The organism is Paenibacillus sp. y28 (assembly GCF_037137075.1).
Classification (GTDB): Bacteria; Bacillota; Bacilli; order Paenibacillales; family NBRC-103111; genus JBBBNV01.
The window spans coordinates 36,575-54,485 of sequence record NZ_JBBBNV010000014.1 but is presented as its reverse complement, the minus strand read 5'-3'; the positions used below and the strand labels follow the sequence as shown (position 1 = coordinate 54,485).

15 protein-coding genes and 2 riboswitches are annotated in these 17,911 nt (G+C 54.4%); of the genes, 12 read left to right on the top strand and 3 right to left on the bottom strand.

Annotated features, from left to right (window positions below; translation table 11 throughout):
• Positions 1 to 26 precede the first annotated feature (26 nt).
• From WBG83_RS12940 to WBG83_RS12910, 7 genes are all read left to right on the top strand, one after another.
• Positions 27 to 1,805 carry a hypothetical protein gene (locus WBG83_RS12940; protein WP_336745488.1) on the top strand — a complete coding sequence of 593 codons (1,779 nt, stop codon included), beginning with the start codon at positions 27 to 29 and terminating at the stop codon, positions 1,803 to 1,805.
• A 350-nt stretch (positions 1,806 to 2,155) separates the two neighbouring features.
• Positions 2,156 to 3,607 (top strand): alpha-ketoglutaric semialdehyde dehydrogenase GucD, encoded by a 1,452-nt coding sequence (gene gucD / locus WBG83_RS12935; protein WP_336745550.1) that lies wholly within the window; start codon positions 2,156 to 2,158, stop codon positions 3,605 to 3,607.
• 79 nt (positions 3,608 to 3,686) lie between these two features.
• Positions 3,687 to 4,601 carry a dihydrodipicolinate synthase family protein gene (locus tag WBG83_RS12930; protein ID WP_336745487.1) on the top strand — a complete coding sequence of 305 codons (915 nt, stop codon included), beginning with the start codon at positions 3,687 to 3,689 and terminating at the stop codon, positions 4,599 to 4,601.
• A gap of 80 nt (positions 4,602 to 4,681) precedes the next feature.
• A complete protein-coding gene (locus tag WBG83_RS12925) occupies positions 4,682 to 5,851 on the top strand; it encodes a mandelate racemase/muconate lactonizing enzyme family protein (RefSeq protein ID WP_336745486.1) in 1,170 nt (389 codons plus the stop codon).
• Positions 5,852 to 6,227: 376 nt separating this feature from the next.
• Positions 6,228 to 6,953, top strand: coding sequence for a GntR family transcriptional regulator (locus WBG83_RS12920; RefSeq protein WP_336745485.1), 726 nt, complete (start codon positions 6,228 to 6,230; stop codon positions 6,951 to 6,953).
• A 384-nt stretch (positions 6,954 to 7,337) separates the two neighbouring features.
• Positions 7,338 to 7,724 (top strand): VOC family protein, encoded by a 387-nt coding sequence (locus WBG83_RS12915; RefSeq protein ID WP_336745484.1) that lies wholly within the window; start codon positions 7,338 to 7,340, stop codon positions 7,722 to 7,724.
• Positions 7,725 to 7,866: 142 nt separating this feature from the next.
• Complete coding sequence (locus WBG83_RS12910) at positions 7,867 to 8,652, top strand: AraC family transcriptional regulator (protein WP_336745483.1); 786 nt, start codon at positions 7,867 to 7,869, stop codon at positions 8,650 to 8,652.
• 118 nt (positions 8,653 to 8,770) lie between these two features.
• On the opposite strand, the gene asd is transcribed toward WBG83_RS12910, so the two are convergent.
• Positions 8,771 to 9,556, bottom strand: a complete 786-nt coding sequence (gene asd, locus WBG83_RS12905; protein WP_336745482.1) for an archaetidylserine decarboxylase — start codon at positions 9,554 to 9,556, stop codon at positions 8,771 to 8,773.
• Between the two features lie 168 nt (positions 9,557 to 9,724).
• Positions 9,725 to 9,836, top strand: a riboswitch (TPP riboswitch).
• A gap of 102 nt (positions 9,837 to 9,938) precedes the next feature.
• Here asd and WBG83_RS12900 point away from each other — a divergent pair.
• From WBG83_RS12900 to tenA, 4 genes are read left to right on the top strand one after another with little or no spacing between them, the layout of a single operon-like run.
• Positions 9,939 to 10,517 carry an ECF transporter S component gene (locus tag WBG83_RS12900; protein ID WP_336745481.1) on the top strand — a complete coding sequence of 193 codons (579 nt, stop codon included), beginning with the start codon at positions 9,939 to 9,941 and terminating at the stop codon, positions 10,515 to 10,517.
• A gap of 20 nt (positions 10,518 to 10,537) precedes the next feature.
• Complete coding sequence (locus tag WBG83_RS12895) at positions 10,538 to 12,106, top strand: ABC transporter ATP-binding protein (RefSeq protein ID WP_336745480.1); 1,569 nt, start codon at positions 10,538 to 10,540, stop codon at positions 12,104 to 12,106.
• Entirely contained in the window at positions 12,103 to 12,900 is a 798-nt protein-coding gene (locus WBG83_RS12890) for an energy-coupling factor transporter transmembrane component T family protein (protein WP_336745479.1), read from the top strand. The genes WBG83_RS12895 and WBG83_RS12890 overlap by 4 nt, the downstream gene beginning before the upstream one ends.
• 55 nt (positions 12,901 to 12,955) lie before the next feature.
• Positions 12,956 to 13,654: a thiaminase II gene (tenA, locus tag WBG83_RS12885; protein WP_336745478.1), complete on the top strand. Its 699-nt coding sequence runs from the start codon at positions 12,956 to 12,958 to the stop codon at positions 13,652 to 13,654.
• 288 nt (positions 13,655 to 13,942) lie between these two features.
• Here tenA and WBG83_RS12880 read toward each other — a convergent pair whose 3' ends face one another.
• Positions 13,943 to 14,317, bottom strand: coding sequence for a c-type cytochrome (locus tag WBG83_RS12880; protein ID WP_336745477.1), 375 nt, complete (start codon positions 14,315 to 14,317; stop codon positions 13,943 to 13,945).
• Between the two features lie 294 nt (positions 14,318 to 14,611).
• Positions 14,612 to 14,704, top strand: a riboswitch (cyclic di-GMP riboswitch).
• Positions 14,705 to 15,089: 385 nt separating this feature from the next.
• On the bottom strand, positions 15,090 to 17,222 hold the full coding sequence (locus WBG83_RS12875; protein WP_336745476.1) for an ATP-binding protein: 2,133 nt from the start codon (positions 17,220 to 17,222) through the stop codon (positions 15,090 to 15,092).
• Positions 17,223 to 17,402: 180 nt separating this feature from the next.
• Between WBG83_RS12875 and WBG83_RS12870 the strand changes: the two genes are divergently transcribed.
• Complete coding sequence (locus tag WBG83_RS12870) at positions 17,403 to 17,867, top strand: hypothetical protein (RefSeq protein WP_336745474.1); 465 nt, start codon at positions 17,403 to 17,405, stop codon at positions 17,865 to 17,867.
• Positions 17,868 to 17,911: the final 44 nt, after the last annotated feature.

Here is a 17,911-nt window from a genome sequence, read left to right as displayed (position 1 = left end):
AACAGGACGAGAGGAGAGAAAAAGAAATGATTCGATTATCGCATCGAAATATAAAGCCATGGGTGGCCGGGACGGCGGTTAGCGCTTTGCTGTTCGGGGCCTTCCCGCTGCTGCCTGTCAACACTGTGCGGGCCGAAGACGCGCCTGCGGCAGTGTACCAAATATCGGATGAACTGAATGTCGGTGTCAAAAGCGTATTGAATGAGTGGACCAACGACGGCGTTCGTGTAGGTGTCGTATTGAATCTGCGCAATACCGGCCAGCGCATCGTAAAGCTGCCCTCGTATGAGGTGAAAATGACGACAGACCAGGGGATTTCGTATTATTTGCAAGCGAGCGCGGCCAATGCTTCGGTCATTCGCCCGCAAACGAAGGAGGAATTAAGCTTTTACTACCTGCTGGACAGCAGTGATGAAATGAACATCGTCAGCATTCAGCTGCTGGATGTGGACTGGTACGTGTACCCGAAGGCGGAAACGCTAATCGCGGATATCCCGGTGCAGGACGTATGGCGCGGCAGTGTGGCCGGTTTTGCGGAGGAGAGCCGGATTCAAGCGTGGGGTTCTTCCTTTCGGCTGACGGCTCTCGATTCCCCCCTAAGCTACACGCCTGTCACCGTGACAGAGGATAATTTGCAATCTGGTCCGGTGACAACCGTGAAGGTGCTGGTAGATAACCCGGGGAACAAGCGGGAGAAGGTGCCTGCATTCCAGCTCGAAGGCGTGTCGGGACTGGAGGGAGAGCGCAAATTTTACAGCGGCAAGCGTGTGGAGCAGGGGGAGGTAACCCTGGAGCCGCAGGAGAAAAAATATATTCATTACGCGATTTCCACCGAGCCGGGGGTGAAGCTGGACGCGCTGAATGTGCTGACATCGGAAACGTTTAAAAGCTCGGATCAGGCTGTTTCGTATTCCGTCGGCCGGCTGTCTGTCACACTTCCGTCGGCTTCGGCGGGCGGAGGCAGCGGTAGCGGGGAGCAGTCTGCGGCGCAGGTCCCGCTGTATATCTCCGGCGCAAGCATCGCCTTTGATCCGCTAATCCGCTTTGTTCATCCGAGCCTGCAGGTGTCGCTCGTAGAGCTGAATCTGCATGAGAATGATGATGAGGGCTATCAAACCGCAATTGCCAAGTTCAAGCTGTATAATAACAGCGACCTGCCCGTGCCGGTACCGGCTTTTGCCGCTGACTTAATCGGCGGCGCCGGAGCGGTATATCCCGGTTCACGTCAAAGCGCAGCGGCTGTGCAGGTCATGCCGCATACAGCTTATGCGGTCGCGTATGCCTTCACGGTTCCACTTGCGGAGAACAGCGCGCAATTCGGTGTGCGCCTGTCGGAGCCGCTGGAAGGCGGCGCATACAAATCCGCGCTGGCCCAGATTCGGGCGGAAGCGGGGCGCAGCGATGAATCGGGAACGGTAAATCTGAAGAACACGCGGCTCCGCTTATATCCGTTTGAGATGAAGCTGAACCGCTGGCAGCTGTCGTATACGGCCAATTTTGCCAATCTGATTCCCGTGTATGCGTATAAGCTGGAGCTGGATGTCGATCTGCTCCGGCAGGAGGAAGTGATTGTGGATAGTACGTTCTCGTCCCTGCAGCTGGAGCTGGTCGATGGGCTTGGACGCAAGCTGTCCTCCAAATCGGTGCCGCTGACCGGCAAGAACAAGCTTATCAGCGGCAAGCAGATCATCACGTTCGACTCCTTGAAGGACGATCAGCTGGAAGGCAATTTGACCGTCCATGTGTACGAGACGATCACAACGGCGGCGGGAGAAGCCAAGCGCCTGCTGTACACCTTGAAGTAAATCAAGCCGCACGAAATAGAGGCCTCCAAGACCGCAGCACAACGATATGCTCCCCTTGTGGCAGACAGCTGAATTACAAAACTGTTACTACAAGGAGGAGCATAGCACAAGCGGGATTGGAGGGCTTTTTTATTAGGAGCCCTTCATGTGTTCCCGGATGCGGGGAGTGAAGATCGGCCCGCAAATTTCGAATGCTGGATAAGCGCGCAGTCAGCCGGGATGACCGGGTGCGAATGCCCAACGATTTTTTTGTTGACGGCGGTGTAAACTTGTGGCAATATCTGATATATCATATATTAAGTTTTATATTACACAACAAACTATGGTTAAGGATGTGATCATTCGTGGGCATGACAATAGGTGAAACCGTTCTGAATTATGTCAACGGCGAGTGGATGCCTTCTTCTTCCAAGGAGGTTGACAGCAGTCTGAATCCCGCCAACAAAGGACAGGTGGTCGGCTACATTCAACGCTCCTCCAAGGAGGATTTGAACCGTGCCGCCGAAGCCGCCGATCAGGCTCGTCATGCATGGCGGAAATTGTCCGGCACAGCGCGGGGCAGCTATTTGTATAAGGTTGCCGATTTGCTGGAGCAGCGGCTGGCCGAAGTCGCTGAGGCGATGACGCTGGAAATGGGCAAAACCTTCGAGGAGGCCAAAGGCGAAACCGCCAGAGGGGTTGCCATTCTACGGTATTATGCCGGGGAAGGCATGAGGAAGGTCGGGGACGTCATCCCGTCCAGCGACAGCGAGGCGCTGATGTTCACCACGCGGGTTCCGCTCGGCGTCGTCGGTGTCATTGCGCCGTGGAATTTCCCGGTGGCTATCCCGGTCTGGAAAATTGCTCCTGCACTTATTTACGGGAATACGGTTGTCTTTAAGCCGGCCAGCGAGACGGCTGTCACAGCGGCGAAGCTGATGTCCTGCTTCCATGATGCCAAGCTGCCTCCCGGCGTCATCAATATGGTGACGGGCAGAGGAAGCGAAATCGGACAAGCGATTATCGACCATCCTTCCATACACGGCATTACCTTTACCGGCTCCAACCAGGTCGGCAAAAGAGTCGCCCTTGGCGCGCTGGCCCGAGGGGCGAAATACCAGCTGGAGATGGGCGGCAAGAACCCGGTCATCGTCGCTGATGACGCAGATCTGGACCTTGCGGTGGAAGCTACCGTAAGCGGCGGCTTGCGTTCGACAGGGCAAAAATGTACCGCGACCAGCCGGGTCATTGTTCAGTCCGGCGTATACGAGGCTTTCAAAGCAAAGCTGCTGGATCGTGTGAAGCAGCTGCGCATCGGGGACGGAATGGATCCGCAGACGTGGATGGGGCCTTGCGCAAGCGAAGGACAATATGAAACCGTTCTTTCCTACATCCGCAAAGGCCAGGAAGAAGGAGCCACGCTGCTTTACGGCGGTGATGTGCCGGACAACGGCGGCAACGGGTATTATGTCAAGCCGGCTGTGTTCGAAAATGTTTCCCCGGACATGGTCATCGCCAGAGAGGAGATTTTCGGTCCGGTGCTCGCCTTACTGAAGGTAGACTCCATTGCCGATGCGCTGGCGCTGGCCAACGACACGGAGTTCGGCTTGAGCGCCTCCATTTTTACCAAAAATATCGGATACATGCTGACCTTCATTCAAGACATGGACGCCGGGCTCGTGCGGATTAATGCCGAGAGCGCCGGTGTCGAGCTCCAGGCCCCGTTCGGCGGCATGAAGCAGTCGAGCTCCCATTCGCGCGAGCAGGGGCAGGCGGCCATTGAATTTTATACTTCCATTAAAACCGTATTTGTGAAGTCCTAGGCAGAACCGGATGAGAGCCGGTGTAGGCCGGTTCCTCCGCTGCCGGGGCACTGTAAGTCCGACAGAAAGGTGGAGTAGCATGTACGAGCAGGTGAGACAAACAATAAAAGGTATCAACGCAATCAATGTGACGCCATTTCATTCCAATCTGGAGATTGATTGGGCGTCTCTGCAGCAGAACATCGATTTTTTGCTGGATCAAGGCATCGAGGCGATTTATCCGTGCGGGAACACCGGTGAATTTTATGCGCTGACGATTGAAGAGGCGAAGGAGGTCACCCGGTTTGTCACCAAGCACGTCGCTGGACGGGCGCTTGTTATCGCAGGGGTCGGCTATGATGCGGCTACAGCGGCTGATTTGGCCCGCCATGCGGAAAACTGCGGGGCTGACGGGATTATGGTCCACCAGCCGGTTCATCCTTATTTGCTCACAGAAGGCCTTATTCATTATTATAAGCATATTGCTTGCGCAACCTCGCTGCCGCTCTTGCTGTACATCCGCAGTGAACAAATAACGCTGGAGGCGATTCAGGAAACGGTGAAGCTTCCGAACGTTGTCGGCGTCAAATATGCCATCAATAACCTGCCGCTGTTTACGAAGACCGTGCAGGCGATTAACGAAGATATTGTCTGGATTTGCGGCACAGCCGAGATGTGGGCGCCTTACTTTTATGCCGCCGGGGCGCAGGGCTTTACGTCCGGACTGGTGAATCTGGAAACAGAGCGCTCCGTGCGAATGATGAAAGCGCTTCAAAGCGGCAAGTTCGACGAGGCGATGGACGTATGGCGCGATATCGTTCCGTTCGAAGAGCTGCGGGCCAAATACGGCACAGGCAATAACGTCAGTGTTGTGAAGGAGGCCATGTATCAGCTCGGACTGATTGCGACAAACAAGGTGCGTCCGCCGATTAGCGAGCTGAAGGACGATGAGAAGGCGCAGGTAGGCCAGCTGCTGCGGGCCTGGGGCCATGCCATTCCCGATGCATTGGCGTAGTTCAAGCACTGACTATTGAATCATTCCTGAGTACCGAATATGATCCGGAACCTATATCACGAAGCGGAGGACCTCTCATAATGAAAATTACAGACGTAAAGCTGACCGTCGTCGGCATTCCGAGAACAACGGGCTTTGTAAGCAAGCACGTTATTGTCGAGCTGTTCACCGATGACGGTATTACGGGGATCGGGGAAATGTCCGATTTTTCCCATCTGCCGCGCTATTCTCTGGATGTCGTTGATTTGACGGCGTCGCTCAAAATGATTCTGGTTGGCAAAAATCCGTTCGATATTTCCCTGATTAACAAAGAGCTGGTAAGCAATTACCCGGAAATGATGTTCTATTATGAAAAAGGGAACTTTGTCCGCAACGGCGTGGATGCTGCGCTGCATGACCTGTGTGCCAAGGCTCTGAACATCTCGGTTGCGGATTTGATTGGCGGGCGCATGCAGGACAAAATCAAGGTGTGCTTCCCGATTTTCCGGCACCGCTTCATGGAGGAAGTGGAGGAGAATCTGGAGGTCGTCCGTAAACGGCTTGCTCAGGGCTTCGATGTATTCCGGCTGTACGTCGGCAAAAATCTGGATGCGGATGAAGCATTCCTCGACGGCGTAAAGCGTGAATTCGGCGGCAAAGTGAAAATCAAGTCGCTGGATTTGAGCCATCTGCTTGGCTGGAAGGAAGCGGTGCAGGCGGTGAAGCGGTTATCTGCTTATGATTTCCAGATGGTCGAAAGCCCGGCCTTGCAGAATGATTTCGAGGGCCTGCACCAATTTCGGATGAAAATGGACCACCTGGTAAGCGAGCATGTATGGAGCTTCCGTCAGCTGTCGGAGATGATCAAGCATGATTCGGTCGATATTTTCAACATTTCGCCTATCTTCATTGGCGGCCTGACAGCAGCGCGGAAGGCAGCGGCGGCGGCAGAGGTTGCGGGAAAAGGCTGCTTGCTTGGAACGACGCAGGAGCTATCCATCGGTACAGCGGCTATGGCCCATTTGGGAGCATCGCTTGTGAACCTGAACTACACGTCCGATCCGACAGGACCGGAGCTGTATACCGGGGATGTCGTGAAGCAGGGTGTCCGTTATGAGGATGGTTATCTGATTGTTCCGGGCCGGGACAAGCCGGGCTTCGGGATGGAGCTGGATCGCGACTTGATCGCACGTTATCAGGTCGAGGATTTGAGCTGGGGCGATGTGTCGGTGCATCAGCTGCAGGACCGGACCTCTCAGACGAAAGCTTAGAAGTACGATGAAAAGCATAGCCCGAGAGCAGGAGGATGGGGTGAAGCAGCGCTAGCGGCGGCCTCTGCAGACGGATGTTTATGATCAACCTGAGGCTTTTCATGGAAAAAATCCGGACGCCTTCGGCGGGCGGGTTCCCAGCCTGCCCGCAGGCGGCTGCTTTTTCACCGGATGTCCATGAGCCGGGCTGAAGCACGGCGTGCAGGGAGCGGCGCGCACCCTTGATACTGGCGTTGCCCCAAAAGCGTTGCCCCAAAAGCGTTGCCCCAAAAGCGTTGCCCCAAAAATCAAAATTGACAATAAGCCACGAACGTTGATATGATTTTATAAAATCTGATATATCATATTTTTAAAATCATACAGAGGGGTGAGCCGCATGACGCTGCAAATTGATATAAGCGCTCAAGTGGTATCGATACGGGAGAAGGTATATGAGACCTTAAAGGAAGCGATCCTGAACGGGAGCTTGCCGCAAGGCGCTCATCTGAAGGAACGGGACATCGCCCATAATTTCGGTATCAGCACAACTCCGGTTAAGGAGGCGCTGCGCCGGCTGGATCAAGAAGGGCTGGTTCTCACAAAGCCTCGTATCGGCACCTTCGTATCGAGTAACATTATGCGCTCCGTGGAGGAAATCAGCTGGGCGCGCTCGGCTCTGGAAGGAGTAGCGGCCAGACTGGCGGCCATTAAGATTACGGATGAGGAATGCCGCAGGCTCGAAGCGCAGATTGGCAGGATGGAGCAGGCGACGGCCGCGGGCAATGGCGAGCTTCTGTACGAGCTGAATGAGGCGTTTCACCGCTTCATTCTCACCGTTTCCCAGAACGACTATATCGTACAGCAAATCCATGCCGTACGGGCGTTCGATAAAGCGGTGCGAAAGCAGGCGCTGTCAGACCGGGAAGAGCTGGAACGGGCGATTGGCGAGCACCGGCTCATATATGAATGCATTATCCGGCGTGACCCGGACGCGGCGGAACAGGCGATGGTGCGGCATATACGCCGAACCGCTTCTTTCGTTACCAACAGCTTGAAGGTAGAGAACATTCAGGACATCCGGAACAACCAGGCATTGGCAAGAGATGAGGACAAGTTGCAGTAAAGAGTGATGATTCAGGCATGCCCTGTAGCGGCCAGACGGCGGACTTTAGCAGGGTATTTGTAATTTTTGTAAACGATTACAATTCATTTCCAAGGAGGATGACGGGCAAAATCGACGACAACGGCTTCCAGGATGAAATTAACAAATGGAGAAAAGCGGGCGGCGATGCATGAATGAAAGAATATGAGGAAGCCTGCGCCAGAACCAAGAAGTAATCTTCAGCCGCGCAGCGGATGGCAACTAACGGGAGGAGGGACTGCCTGACGAAGGCCGTCCTTCTTTTTTTGATGATGAGCGATGATGAACATATTCGTTCATTCGGACAAAACCTGTTATAGTGGTTATTACAGACTGTTTTTTACACTCGGGGTAGGAGGGGTAGCTTTGTTTCGGATCGAAGCTTTGGATCATCTGGTGCTCACTGTGCAACATATAGAGCGGACCATTCAGTTTTATCAGACGGCCTTGAATATGGAAGTGATTGAGTTCGGCCAAAACCGGAAGGCGTTGGTCTTTGGCCGGCAGAAATTTAATTTGCACGAGGCCGGCAAGGAATTTGAGCCCAAGGCCAAAACACCGGTGCCGGGTTCAGCCGATTTTTGCTTGCTGACAACGACGCCGATAGACCAGGTTGTCCGGCATTTGGAGGCGTGCGGAATTGCCATTGAGGAAGGGCCGGTAAGCCGTACGGGAGCAGTCGGTCCCATTGTGTCCGTCTATGTGCGGGACCCGGATCAGAATCTGGTCGAAATTTCCAATTACAGCGCATAAGCCGGGATATGGCTTGTGCCTGAACTGAAAGATGCGCTAAAATAACGATGTGCCCCATTCTTGGTCATGGCGCATTGGTGCCGTATTCCGCAAGACATCCATTCCTAATCATACCCGTAATCAAGCGGTGAGGTGTAGCATTATGCTAAAGGCGCTGCCCGGACAATTCGAGCTGAAGACGGCCTTTGCCAAAATTTATTGTGAGCCCAACTGGAAATGGGCGAAGCGGGAGAAGCCGCTTGCTAATTTTGATTTATTTTATGTTTGGAGCGGGGCTGGGGAGGTTATCGTCAACGACGAACCGTTTCAGGTCGGGAAGGGCAGCTGTTTTCTGTTTCGCCCCGGTGATATGACAAGCGCGACACACCATCCGCAAAAGCCGCTTGTGCTGACTTATATTCATTTTGACGTCGATCCGCCCTATCATCTCATTCCCGACCGATACCGGGTGATGAAGGAAACGACGGATTTCGAAGCCCTGCTGACGCGTTATGTCCGGCTGTTCCTGGTGCAAACCTACGGGGCGGAGGAAGAAGCCCGCCTGCTTCTGAAGCAGCTTATGATCCATTTGCTGCGGGATGATCAGGACAAGCCTGAGCTGCGCAGCCATACCCATAACCTGCAGGAGGTTATTCACGAGGTCGCCAACTACATCAAGCAGCATCCGGGCGAGATCAACCGGGTGGAGGAGCTGGCTGCCAGGGCCCATCTGTCCCCGCGGTATTTTTCCCTGAAATTTAAGGAGCTGATTGGGCAGTCGGTTCAAACCTATATGATTCAGGCCAAGATTGAACGGGCCAAGCACCTGCTCCACTATGCGGGCATGTCTGTCACGGAAGTGGCGGATGCGCTCGGCTACCGGGACGTATTCTTCTTCAGCCGTCAATTTAAGCAGTATACCGGCGTTAGTCCGTCCGAGGTCCGGTAAAATAAAACAAGCCTTACAAGCACGGGCGGACTGCACGGCTTGTGAGGCTTGTTTTATTAGGATGATATGGAAGCGAGCGTTTGTATGCTGCTCGAACGGGGGAATCCGCCGCAGGCGCTTAATCCAGCAATATGCCGAGCGGATCGCCCATCTTGACCTTGCTGCCGACGGTCAGGTCCGGCCGCGGCGACAGGATATCGTTCTCAGTCAGCAGAACAACCGTGGAGCCGAACTCGAAATAAGCGAGCTCATCTCCGCGTTCGAGCTTGTCCGGCAGCGGCTTCACATACTGGATGCTGCTTACATTCAGCGCGCCGACCTTGACCACAGCCACTTCGCCGGCCTCATGCTGCATGTAAGTAATAAGCCGTTCATTGCGGCTCAGCACGCGGCGCATATGGCGCAAGCCGAATTCATTGACCGGGTACACCTTGCCCGGGATATGCTCCTTTTCTACAATCGTTCCTGATACTGGCGAATGGATACGATGGTAATCCGTCGGGCTCAGGTACAGTACAAAAAAGAAGCCTTCCTTATAATTGACCGACCGGGGAGAACGGTTAAGCAGCTCCTCCAGTGTATAATCCTGTCCCTTCACGTTCAGCAGTTGGCCGGACTGGATCGTGCCCATGCCTGTAATAACGGCATCCACCGGACTGACGAGTGAACCGGCTTCCTCGTGAATCGGACGCAGGCCCGGCTTCAGCCGGCGGGTAAAAAATGCGTTCAGCGACTCATACTCGTGCAGCGGCTTCTCTGCATCCTCGATGCGAATGCCGTAGGTTTGGGCGAATTTCGGAATGAACCTGCGGCTAAAGGCCGATTGGGCGAACCGCCCGGTCAGGCGCGAGACGAACTTGCGTGAAGACAGCTCTGTTAATAGTCGAAAAAACGGTTTCCACATGAATTGTTATCACCTTTCTGTTTATCAGCCTGAATAGCATACGCCATTATGTAGTCGTTATTATTCTTCCGATCCATATTGACACATAACCTGCGGTTCTGCAACAAAAGAACGCGAAAATTTGCTGTTGCGTATTCGATGGAGCACTTGTATAATAGGGGCAATTGAAGAAGCAACAACGGGGGCTCGATGAAGTCGGGCTGAGATTGCGGCCATTATGCCGCTGACCGTCAATCTGATCTGGGTAATGCCAGCGTAGAGAATGTATGCAATTAGTGCACGAATTGCGTGTATTTTTCGGTCTGCTGGGTCATGCCAGCAGGCCTTTTATGTTTGTATCAGGCTCTTCAAGGAAACATATGGGCAAAGGGAGAGGTTTGGGATGAATCGCTTGAAGTTGGCAGACATTTTGGTGACCGTTGTGATTGCGGTTATTTTTGCGTTGGTGTACCGGATTTGGGGGCCGCTGTATAATGTGGTGGCCCTGGCGGGGATTCAATTGGAGCAGCTGACGTATGGCATGTGGTTTATCGCCGCCACAGTCGCATTTCTTCTAATCCGCAAGCCGGGAATTGCCCTGCTGGCCGAGATGGCCGCCGCCTCCGGCGAGCTTATCGCCGGTTCACAATACGGGCTGGATGCGTTTTTGTACGGCGTTGTTCAAGGGCTGGCCTGCGAGATGGTGTTTGCGCTGTTCCGCTACAAACGGTTTGATTTGGCGGTGGCGGTACTGTCCGGCCTGGCGGCTGCGGCGGGCTCCCTTCTATTTGATGTATACAAAAGCTATTTCACCGAGCTGCAGACGTGGGCGGTTGTGCTGTATGTTGCGTTCCGCTTTATCGGGGCCGCTCTGATTACGGGCGTATTTGCTTACTATTTAGTCAAGGCGCTGGAAAAAACAGGGGTTACGCATCTGCTGCGCCCGGTGTCCAAGGACGACTATTCCGCGCTTGACCGATAAAACGAATCGGAGAGAATGCAATGAATACCGTAGTGGAGATTAGCGGCCTGCGTCTGAAATTTCCCGGCGATCCGGGCCTGCTGTTTCAGGAGCTGTCGCTTACGATTAACCGGGGGGAGAAAGTGCTGCTGCTCGGTCCGAGCGGCTGCGGCAAATCCACCCTGCTTCAGGTGGCCAGCGGGCTTATTCCCGAGACTGTGGAGGTGCCGATGAAGGCCGATCGCGTGCAGACGCCGGAGTCATGGGGGTATGTGTTTCAGGACCCGGACAGCCAGTTCTGCATGCCTTATGTAGATGAAGAGCTTGCATTTGTACTGGAAAATATTCAGGTGCCCCGCGAGGAGATGCCGGAGCGCATCCGCGGCTTGCTGGAGCGGGTGGGACTCGATTTGGAGGACGTGCATACTCCGATTCGCGCCTTGTCCCAGGGGATGAAGCAACGGCTGGCTGTCGCTTCCGTCTTGGCCCTGGAGCCTCAGGTGCTGTTTCTGGACGAGCCGACCTCGATGCTGGACCCGGAAGGGACACGGCAGGTTTGGGATACGCTGGAGAAAGCGGCAAGCCGCCTGACGGTCATCATCGTGGAGCATAAGCTGGAGCGTGTACTGGACTGGGTGGACCGGGTGATTTTGATGAATGGGGAGGGCCGGATCTGGGCTGACGGTCCGCCGGCAGAGCTATTCTCCCGGTACCGGGAGCAGCTGATGGAATACGGAATCTGGTATCCCGGGGTATGGGAGGATTATGCAGCGGGCAGAAGCCTGCCGTCGCGCAAAGAGAGCGGCAATCCCCTAAGCGGCGGATATGCTGAGCTGGATGCGGCGGCGCTGCTTGTTGGCGATGATGCGGCCGGGCTGCGTACATGCGGGTCCGTGGGGGCGCGCGGCGAAGCTTCGCCTATCGTCTTGCTGGAGAGGTTCGAGGGCCTTCGCGGCAAGCAGCCTGCCATTGAGGTGAACTCAGCATCGTTCGGGGCCGGTGAATGGATCACCATGGTGGGGGAGAACGGGGCTGGCAAAAGCACCCTGCTGCTGTCGCTGATGCAGCTGGTGCCGACCCGGGGGAGCTATGAGCTTGCCGGTCAACGGGTGACGGCCAAAACGCCGCTGTATCCTCATCTGGCTTATGTGTTTCAAAATCCCGAGTTTCAGTTCGTCACGGACTCGGTGGAGGATGAAATCGCGTTTACACTGCGCAGACAGCAGATTCCGCCGCAAGAAATCAAGCGGCTCACGGAGGCGGAGCTGGAACGCTTCGCGCTCAGTGCCCAGCGCGGCAAGCATCCATATCAGCTGTCGATGGGGCAGAAGCGGCGGTTAAGCGTAGCATCCGCCATTGTGGGCGGGCAGCCGGTGCTGCTTCTTGACGAGCCGACCTTCGGTCAGGATGCCCGGAACACCTTCGCTATGCTTGAGCAGCTGGAACGCTTGCGGGCCGAAGGCGTGACCGTGCTGATGGTGACCCATGACATGGAGATTGTCCGCCACTTCGCCACCCGGGTTTGGACGGTGCAGGGAGGACGGCTTGTCAGCGACACCCCTGCGCCGAGAGCTGCTGCCGGGGAAGCACAGGAGGTGTCCGTCCTATGAATTGGTTTGATACCGCCCGCCCGACATGGCTGCACCGCGCCAATCCGACATTAAAGCTGATCGTATTTTTGGTTATCTTCCTTTACATTCTGCTTATTCACAACGTGAATGTGATGGTGAATGTGACGGCTGTGACCCTGATTTTATATGCGGCTTTTACAGGTCACTCCTGGCGCGTGCTGCTTCTGCTGCTGGTGCCGTTTGTATTGCTCTTTTTATCCTCCGGCACGTCGATGGTTTTTTTCGGCAAAGGGGAGACCACCTGGGTTCGCTGGGGGCCGGTGCATATAACAGCCGAAAGCTTCCTGAGAGGACTGCATATCGGCTTCAAATCGATTAGCTTCGCTCTGGTAGGGCTTGTGCTCGCTCTAACCACGCGGCCTGTGCAGCTGTTTTATTCGCTCATGCAGCAGGCGCGCCTTCCAGCGAAATTCGCCTACAGCTTCATGGCTGCCATACGTCTTCTGCCGATGATGGCGGAGGAGCTTCGGACATTGCGGATGGCTCTCAAGGTCCGCGGCGCGGATCAAGCTGGCGGGTTACGGGGGATGGCCGTGCTGATGAGGCGGCTGACGGTGCCCCTTCTGGCCCAGAGCATTCGCCGCGCCCAGCGTATGGCTGTAGCCATGGAAGCGAAGCGTTTCTCGAAATCGTCAAAGCGAACCTACTATTATAAAGTCGGCTTCTCTGCCGCTGATCTGGTGCTTGTGCTCTATTTTCTGATTGCCCTGACAGCGGCGCATATGGCGGGATTGTTTTTCCCGTATATCGATTCGCTGGATGTGCGGCTGTAGCCAGCCGCTGCAATTTCATTTCAACGCTTATTTCATTTCAGGGGAGGTCTTATCTATGAAATTTTCCGAACAGCTGCGGCGGGCCGCAGATGCATCCTGGCAGGCAAGCTTCAATCATCCGTTCGTAACCGGGATTGCCGACGGCACACTGCCGCTGGAGAGCTTCCGGTATTATGTGAAGCAGGATGCTTATTACTTGTCTCATTTCGCCCGGATTCAAGCGCTGGGCGCTGCCAAGGCCGCTGATTTGCATACGTCCGGCAGAATGGCTGCTCATGTACAGAGCACCTATCAGGCGGAGCTCAGCCTGCATGAGAAGTTCAGCACGCTGCTCGGCATTACCGAGGAGGAGAAGGCCGGCTTCCAGCCGTCTCCAACCGCTTACGCGTACACCTCGCACATGTACCGCGCAGCATGGAGCGGGCACCTCGGCGATGTTATTGCCGCGATTTTGCCGTGCTACTGGCTATATTACGAGATTGGTGTTCGTCTGCAGGGTTCAACGCCGAAGGAGCCGATTTATCAGGAATGGATTGCCGCTTACGGCGGGGAATGGTTTGAGAAGAGCGTACGGGAGCAGATTGACCGGCTGGACGAGCTGGCGGAGCAGGTAACCGCTGCGGATCGCGAGCGGATGCAGCAGCATTTCCTTATCAGCAGCGTATATGAGCTGCAATTTTGGGAGATGGCCTATCGCCAGGAGAAATGGCCGTTTCCGGTGGCCCCCGAGCAGGCAGGGGCGGGCATAGCCTAGCTTCCTTCAACGCAGCCCCTCGGCCCAACGAATGAAAAATGTAAAAACCGCATTGCCCGAACAGGCATGCGGTTTTTTCGGCTATATTAGATTTGGAAAGCCACATATCCTTTCATACGGTCTAATATAGCGGGTCAACGGATGTTGTCCCCGGCCAGGATAGGGAAGCCGCTTAACGATTTCCGAATAAGAGCTTTGTTGATGCTGCCGGATTCTTATTCAGCGTATCAACGTTCTTGCGCCTTTCGCCTGAACCGGGTCCAAGCCGTTATCCGGGGAATACGGGAGCTATTTCAAGGTTGAGAGCCATCCGGATAGGTTGGCCAGCTCATCATCCTTCAAGGTGCCCTTAAAGCCAGGCATCCCGCCGCCGCCATTCTCCAGCTTCTTGTGGATTTGCGCATAGCTCAATTTGCCGCCGACTTGCTTCAGTGCCGGGGCTTTACCGCCCATTCCGCCTTCCAGGTTACCGCCGTGGCAGGCTACGCAGGAGGTTTTGAAGGCTGCCTCGGCTGCTGCAGCATCAATGGTTGCCGGTGCCGCTACCTCGACCTTCTCGCCCTCTCCGCCTTTTTCCTTGCCCGGTTCGACTTGGACGAACAGATAAACAAGGCCGACGATACATGCAATCGATACCAAAAAAGACATCGCCCATTTATGCATTTCTGTCCCCCCTTTCCCTGTGATTGTAACATTACAGCTCGTAAGTGGCGCATCTGACTTGTGTCAGATGTTTGACAATCAGCATCCAAGCTATCATTACTGATTATAGGCATTTGTCCGCACAAAAACAACCTTTTACAAGGGGGGAATGCGGGTGAAAGGCGCAATCAGCAACTTGGTTGTTCAAGCACTGGTTTGTCATTTAAAAATAGGTCTAAAGTTTGATATGAAAGCGACATTCTTTTCCATTATTCTTATTGGTAGAGGACTTTCTTCGACAAACATACCTTCTACACTCGCATAGGGCAAAACCGGCGAAAGCCGGCGACGCAAAGCTACAGGGGCTACAGCCGCGGAATCCGCCTGCCACGCCAGCCAGCTGCCGAACGTGTTAAGGTTTTTTTGCTGAGATGCAGTCACACCGCTGTGTCTGTCCGTCTTATTCGGAACCAGCAGTAAACGGGCCGGGTCCCTGGTTCAGGATTACAAGGCCCTGTAGGGTGTAAGCGATGCAGCGCATACCGAAAGCTTCACAGTGGTAAGGGGGGATTTACAATGCAAAGCCCGCTTTCGATTCCGACGAATACTGATGCGGAGCGCCAAGGCTTTTCTTGCAAGCTGGGTCAGCACGTTGTCGGCGCATATCCTTCCTCGGAGGGGTGGACTTTTTTCTGCAACAAGGATCGGTACTGCCTCAATGAATCGAGCTGGGATATCGAGCTCGTCATCGGCAAGAAGGAAAGCTTGTTTATTTTTTACTGGAAAGGTGAGGTCAAGGTTCGGCTCCGCTCGGAGCAGCATCTGGATTTCTTTTTGTGGCTCCACCGGCTGCTGCCGGCTCACCGCGGTCTAGCTGCGCGCTAGAGATGCGGAAGGAGCAAATAAAGACAGTGCCTTGATCTAGTTCGGACTCCACTGTAATTTTGCCGTCATGCTGCTCGACAATACTGAGGCAGACAGGGAGACCGAGTCCCGTTCCTTTATTTTTGGTTGTGAAAAATGGCGCAAACAGCTTTTCCAGATGGCTTGGGGCAATGCCGCAGCCGGTGTCTTGAAAGGACATGATGACCTGATTCTCCTCCCAGCGGGTGGAGATCGTCAGCACGCCGTAATCCTTCATCGCCTCCATTCCGTTGCGGGCGAGGTTCAGGATGAGCTGTTTGATTTCTTTTTCATTCACAATCAGGTTCGGCAGCTCGTCGGCCAGCCTCAGCTCCACCGTAAGCCCCCGTAAATTGGCGTCTGCCAGCAATAGCGGCATCAACAGCCGGATGATGTCGTTCAGGTTCCGTTCTTCTTTTTTCACAATCCGGTTCTGGGCCAGCGATAAGAAATCATTGATAATGTCGTTTGCCCGGTCAATCTCCTCTAATATAATGCGGTAATACGTCAGATCCTCCCCGTCGTTTTGTTTCATCAGCAATTGGATGAAGCCGCGGATAACGGCGATCGGATTACGGATTTCGTGCGTGATGCTTGCCGCCATTTGCCCAACCAGATTAAGCCGCTCCATATTCACGATTTCGAGGCGCAGCTGATGAAGCTCCGTCAAATCCTGCCCGATGGCAACTGCGCCGATAATATGGTCGGACTGCACGTCACGGATCGGATATGTGCTGTAGACCAGCACGTAAGGGCCTGCCTGAATGACGGCTTTATCGATAGACTCTCCCCGCAGGGCTCGTTCAAACAGGTCACTGTCGATTGATGTAACAAACCGGCTCATCATCTCTTTGATGGGCTTGCCGATCATTTCTCCTTCTTCCTCCAGATTGAAAAACTTTTTGAAGGTCCGGTTAACCTGCGTGACTCTCCCGTAACGGTCATAGGCAACGAACAACATGGGCATTGCGTCTATGAGCTGCTGCTGCTTTTTCCACTCGTTCAAATACTGCCCCGTCATTTCCTGCAAACGGAGGTTATTCTGCTCTTCCTCTGTCATGTCCAGCACATATGCCACGGCCCCGATGATTTCCCGTGTCTCCGGCGATTTAATCGGTGCCGCGTCACACTGGTAGACGCTCCCGTCCATAAACAGCTTCCCTTTGCTTGTAACCTTCCCTGTTTGCAGCGCATGCATCAGCGGATGCTGCTGCGGAGCTTGCTCGCCGTGACGGTGGTCGGGATTTGCGCTCTCTTCTTCGCCTGCAGACAGGGAGGATTTGAGAAACCGAAGCCCGTTCGGGTTGCTCATGGTAATCGTTTCATCCTTGTCGATCAAGATGAAGCCGCCCGGGATTTTATCAATCATCCAGTGGAAAATATTGCTTTTGCGTGCCAGCTTCTCATGCAGCAGCGATTTTTCATGAAGAGCTTCAAGCAGGTAAACCACGAGCAGCAGACAGAGCATTTTGGCAGTGAATAGAAGGACATTTACGAGCAGGGTATGGAGCGAGACCAGGCTAAATTGCGGCGGGTTGATAAAATGAATGGCCCCGTACACAGCCATGGCGGCCAGTGTAATTTGGGAATACAGCAACAGAATCAGCTTCAAGCGTCCCTTCATACCGGCACGTTGAAATTTCTTGATGCAGAGGAATAGGAAGGGGGTAACCAGCAGGTACGACAATAGGAAATATTCGATATTGTCCAGCCCGGACACCGTAATGCGAAGCAAGATATAGAGCAGTCCGAGCCCGGCTCCGATGAGGTAGCCTCCATACAGCGTTCCGATGATGTAGGGCACAAGCCGGAGACTCATGCTCCAGTCATCAAACGGGTAGCTGAACAGCATGCACAGGGTCATGGAGAACGCGAAAATGGCGGCCAGCCGTAATTTGGCGCCGGAGGAATGAAGCCGCCCCGGCTCTTTGGCCCAGAATTGATACAGAACCACACTAAACAAAACGAATAAGGATTGTAAGACCATATTGTGAATGGGGGGACCAATCCAGAACTCGTCCAAGCTGTCATCTCCTGTCCGGCTTCAATAACCTGTTTATTCCATATATCGGAAAATGGGGATGTGAAAATTTACCTCTTTTTAAAAATACAACGTCCTTTTATTCAGGACAAGCACTAAAATGGGCGGATGCACATATTTTAGTAGGAGGTGCCTGTATACGGGCGAAAGGAGGAACAAAATTTGAACCGGGAACAAGCGGTGAATGGAGCGCTGATTCGTCAGCGGGAATGGCTTGAGATGGCGGAGGGCCAGGCGCGGTGTATCCTTGGCCTGCTGGATCAGGATAGTGTGGAGCGCGATACTGCAGGGCATTTCAGTATGGTGTACGGCGGATTGCTGGAGCAGGCGAAGCGGGGGCTTAGCGCAAGCGCCATGAGCCAGTTGAATCTGCTGGCCTTCGAGACCACGCGGCAGTTCCGGGCTTTTATGCTGCAGCTGCTGCGGGAGCATCTGGTCAACCGGACGGATAAGCAGTGCGCATTAGGGGGGAAGACGGAGCCGGACGAAGCCATAAATGAGATGCTGCATGAGCTTGATATATACCTTGCCTGGCTGCGCGCGGTCATGGCCGGGGAGCCGTCGGACCTTCTCCCGCGAAGAGGCAGGGCGGAGCCTGCGCAGCCGGGGGGCGCTGTTTTGGTATAATTGCCGGTCTCGTGGTATAATGGACATGCGAACAAAATGCGAAC

What these genes read in the sequence shown, in the direction of transcription:
- WBG83_RS12940 (WP_336745488.1), top strand. Translation starts at nt 27, where the DNA reads ATGATTCGATTATCGCATCGAAATATAAAGCCATGGGTGGCCGGGACG.
- gucD (WP_336745550.1), top strand. Translation starts at nt 2,156, where the DNA reads ATGACAATAGGTGAAACCGTTCTGAATTATGTCAACGGCGAGTGGATG.
- WBG83_RS12930 (WP_336745487.1), top strand. Translation starts at nt 3,687, where the DNA reads ATGTACGAGCAGGTGAGACAAACAATAAAAGGTATCAACGCAATCAAT.
- WBG83_RS12925 (WP_336745486.1), top strand. Translation starts at nt 4,682, where the DNA reads ATGAAAATTACAGACGTAAAGCTGACCGTCGTCGGCATTCCGAGAACA.
- WBG83_RS12920 (WP_336745485.1), top strand. Translation starts at nt 6,228, where the DNA reads ATGACGCTGCAAATTGATATAAGCGCTCAAGTGGTATCGATACGGGAG.
- WBG83_RS12910 (WP_336745483.1), top strand. Translation starts at nt 7,867, where the DNA reads ATGCTAAAGGCGCTGCCCGGACAATTCGAGCTGAAGACGGCCTTTGCC.
- asd (WP_336745482.1), bottom strand. Translation starts at nt 9,556, where the DNA reads ATGTGGAAACCGTTTTTTCGACTATTAACAGAGCTGTCTTCACGCAAG.
- WBG83_RS12900 (WP_336745481.1), top strand. Translation starts at nt 9,939, where the DNA reads ATGAATCGCTTGAAGTTGGCAGACATTTTGGTGACCGTTGTGATTGCG.
- WBG83_RS12895 (WP_336745480.1), top strand. Translation starts at nt 10,538, where the DNA reads ATGAATACCGTAGTGGAGATTAGCGGCCTGCGTCTGAAATTTCCCGGC.
- WBG83_RS12890 (WP_336745479.1), top strand. Translation starts at nt 12,103, where the DNA reads ATGAATTGGTTTGATACCGCCCGCCCGACATGGCTGCACCGCGCCAAT.
- tenA (WP_336745478.1), top strand. Translation starts at nt 12,956, where the DNA reads ATGAAATTTTCCGAACAGCTGCGGCGGGCCGCAGATGCATCCTGGCAG.
- WBG83_RS12880 (WP_336745477.1), bottom strand. Translation starts at nt 14,317, where the DNA reads ATGCATAAATGGGCGATGTCTTTTTTGGTATCGATTGCATGTATCGTC.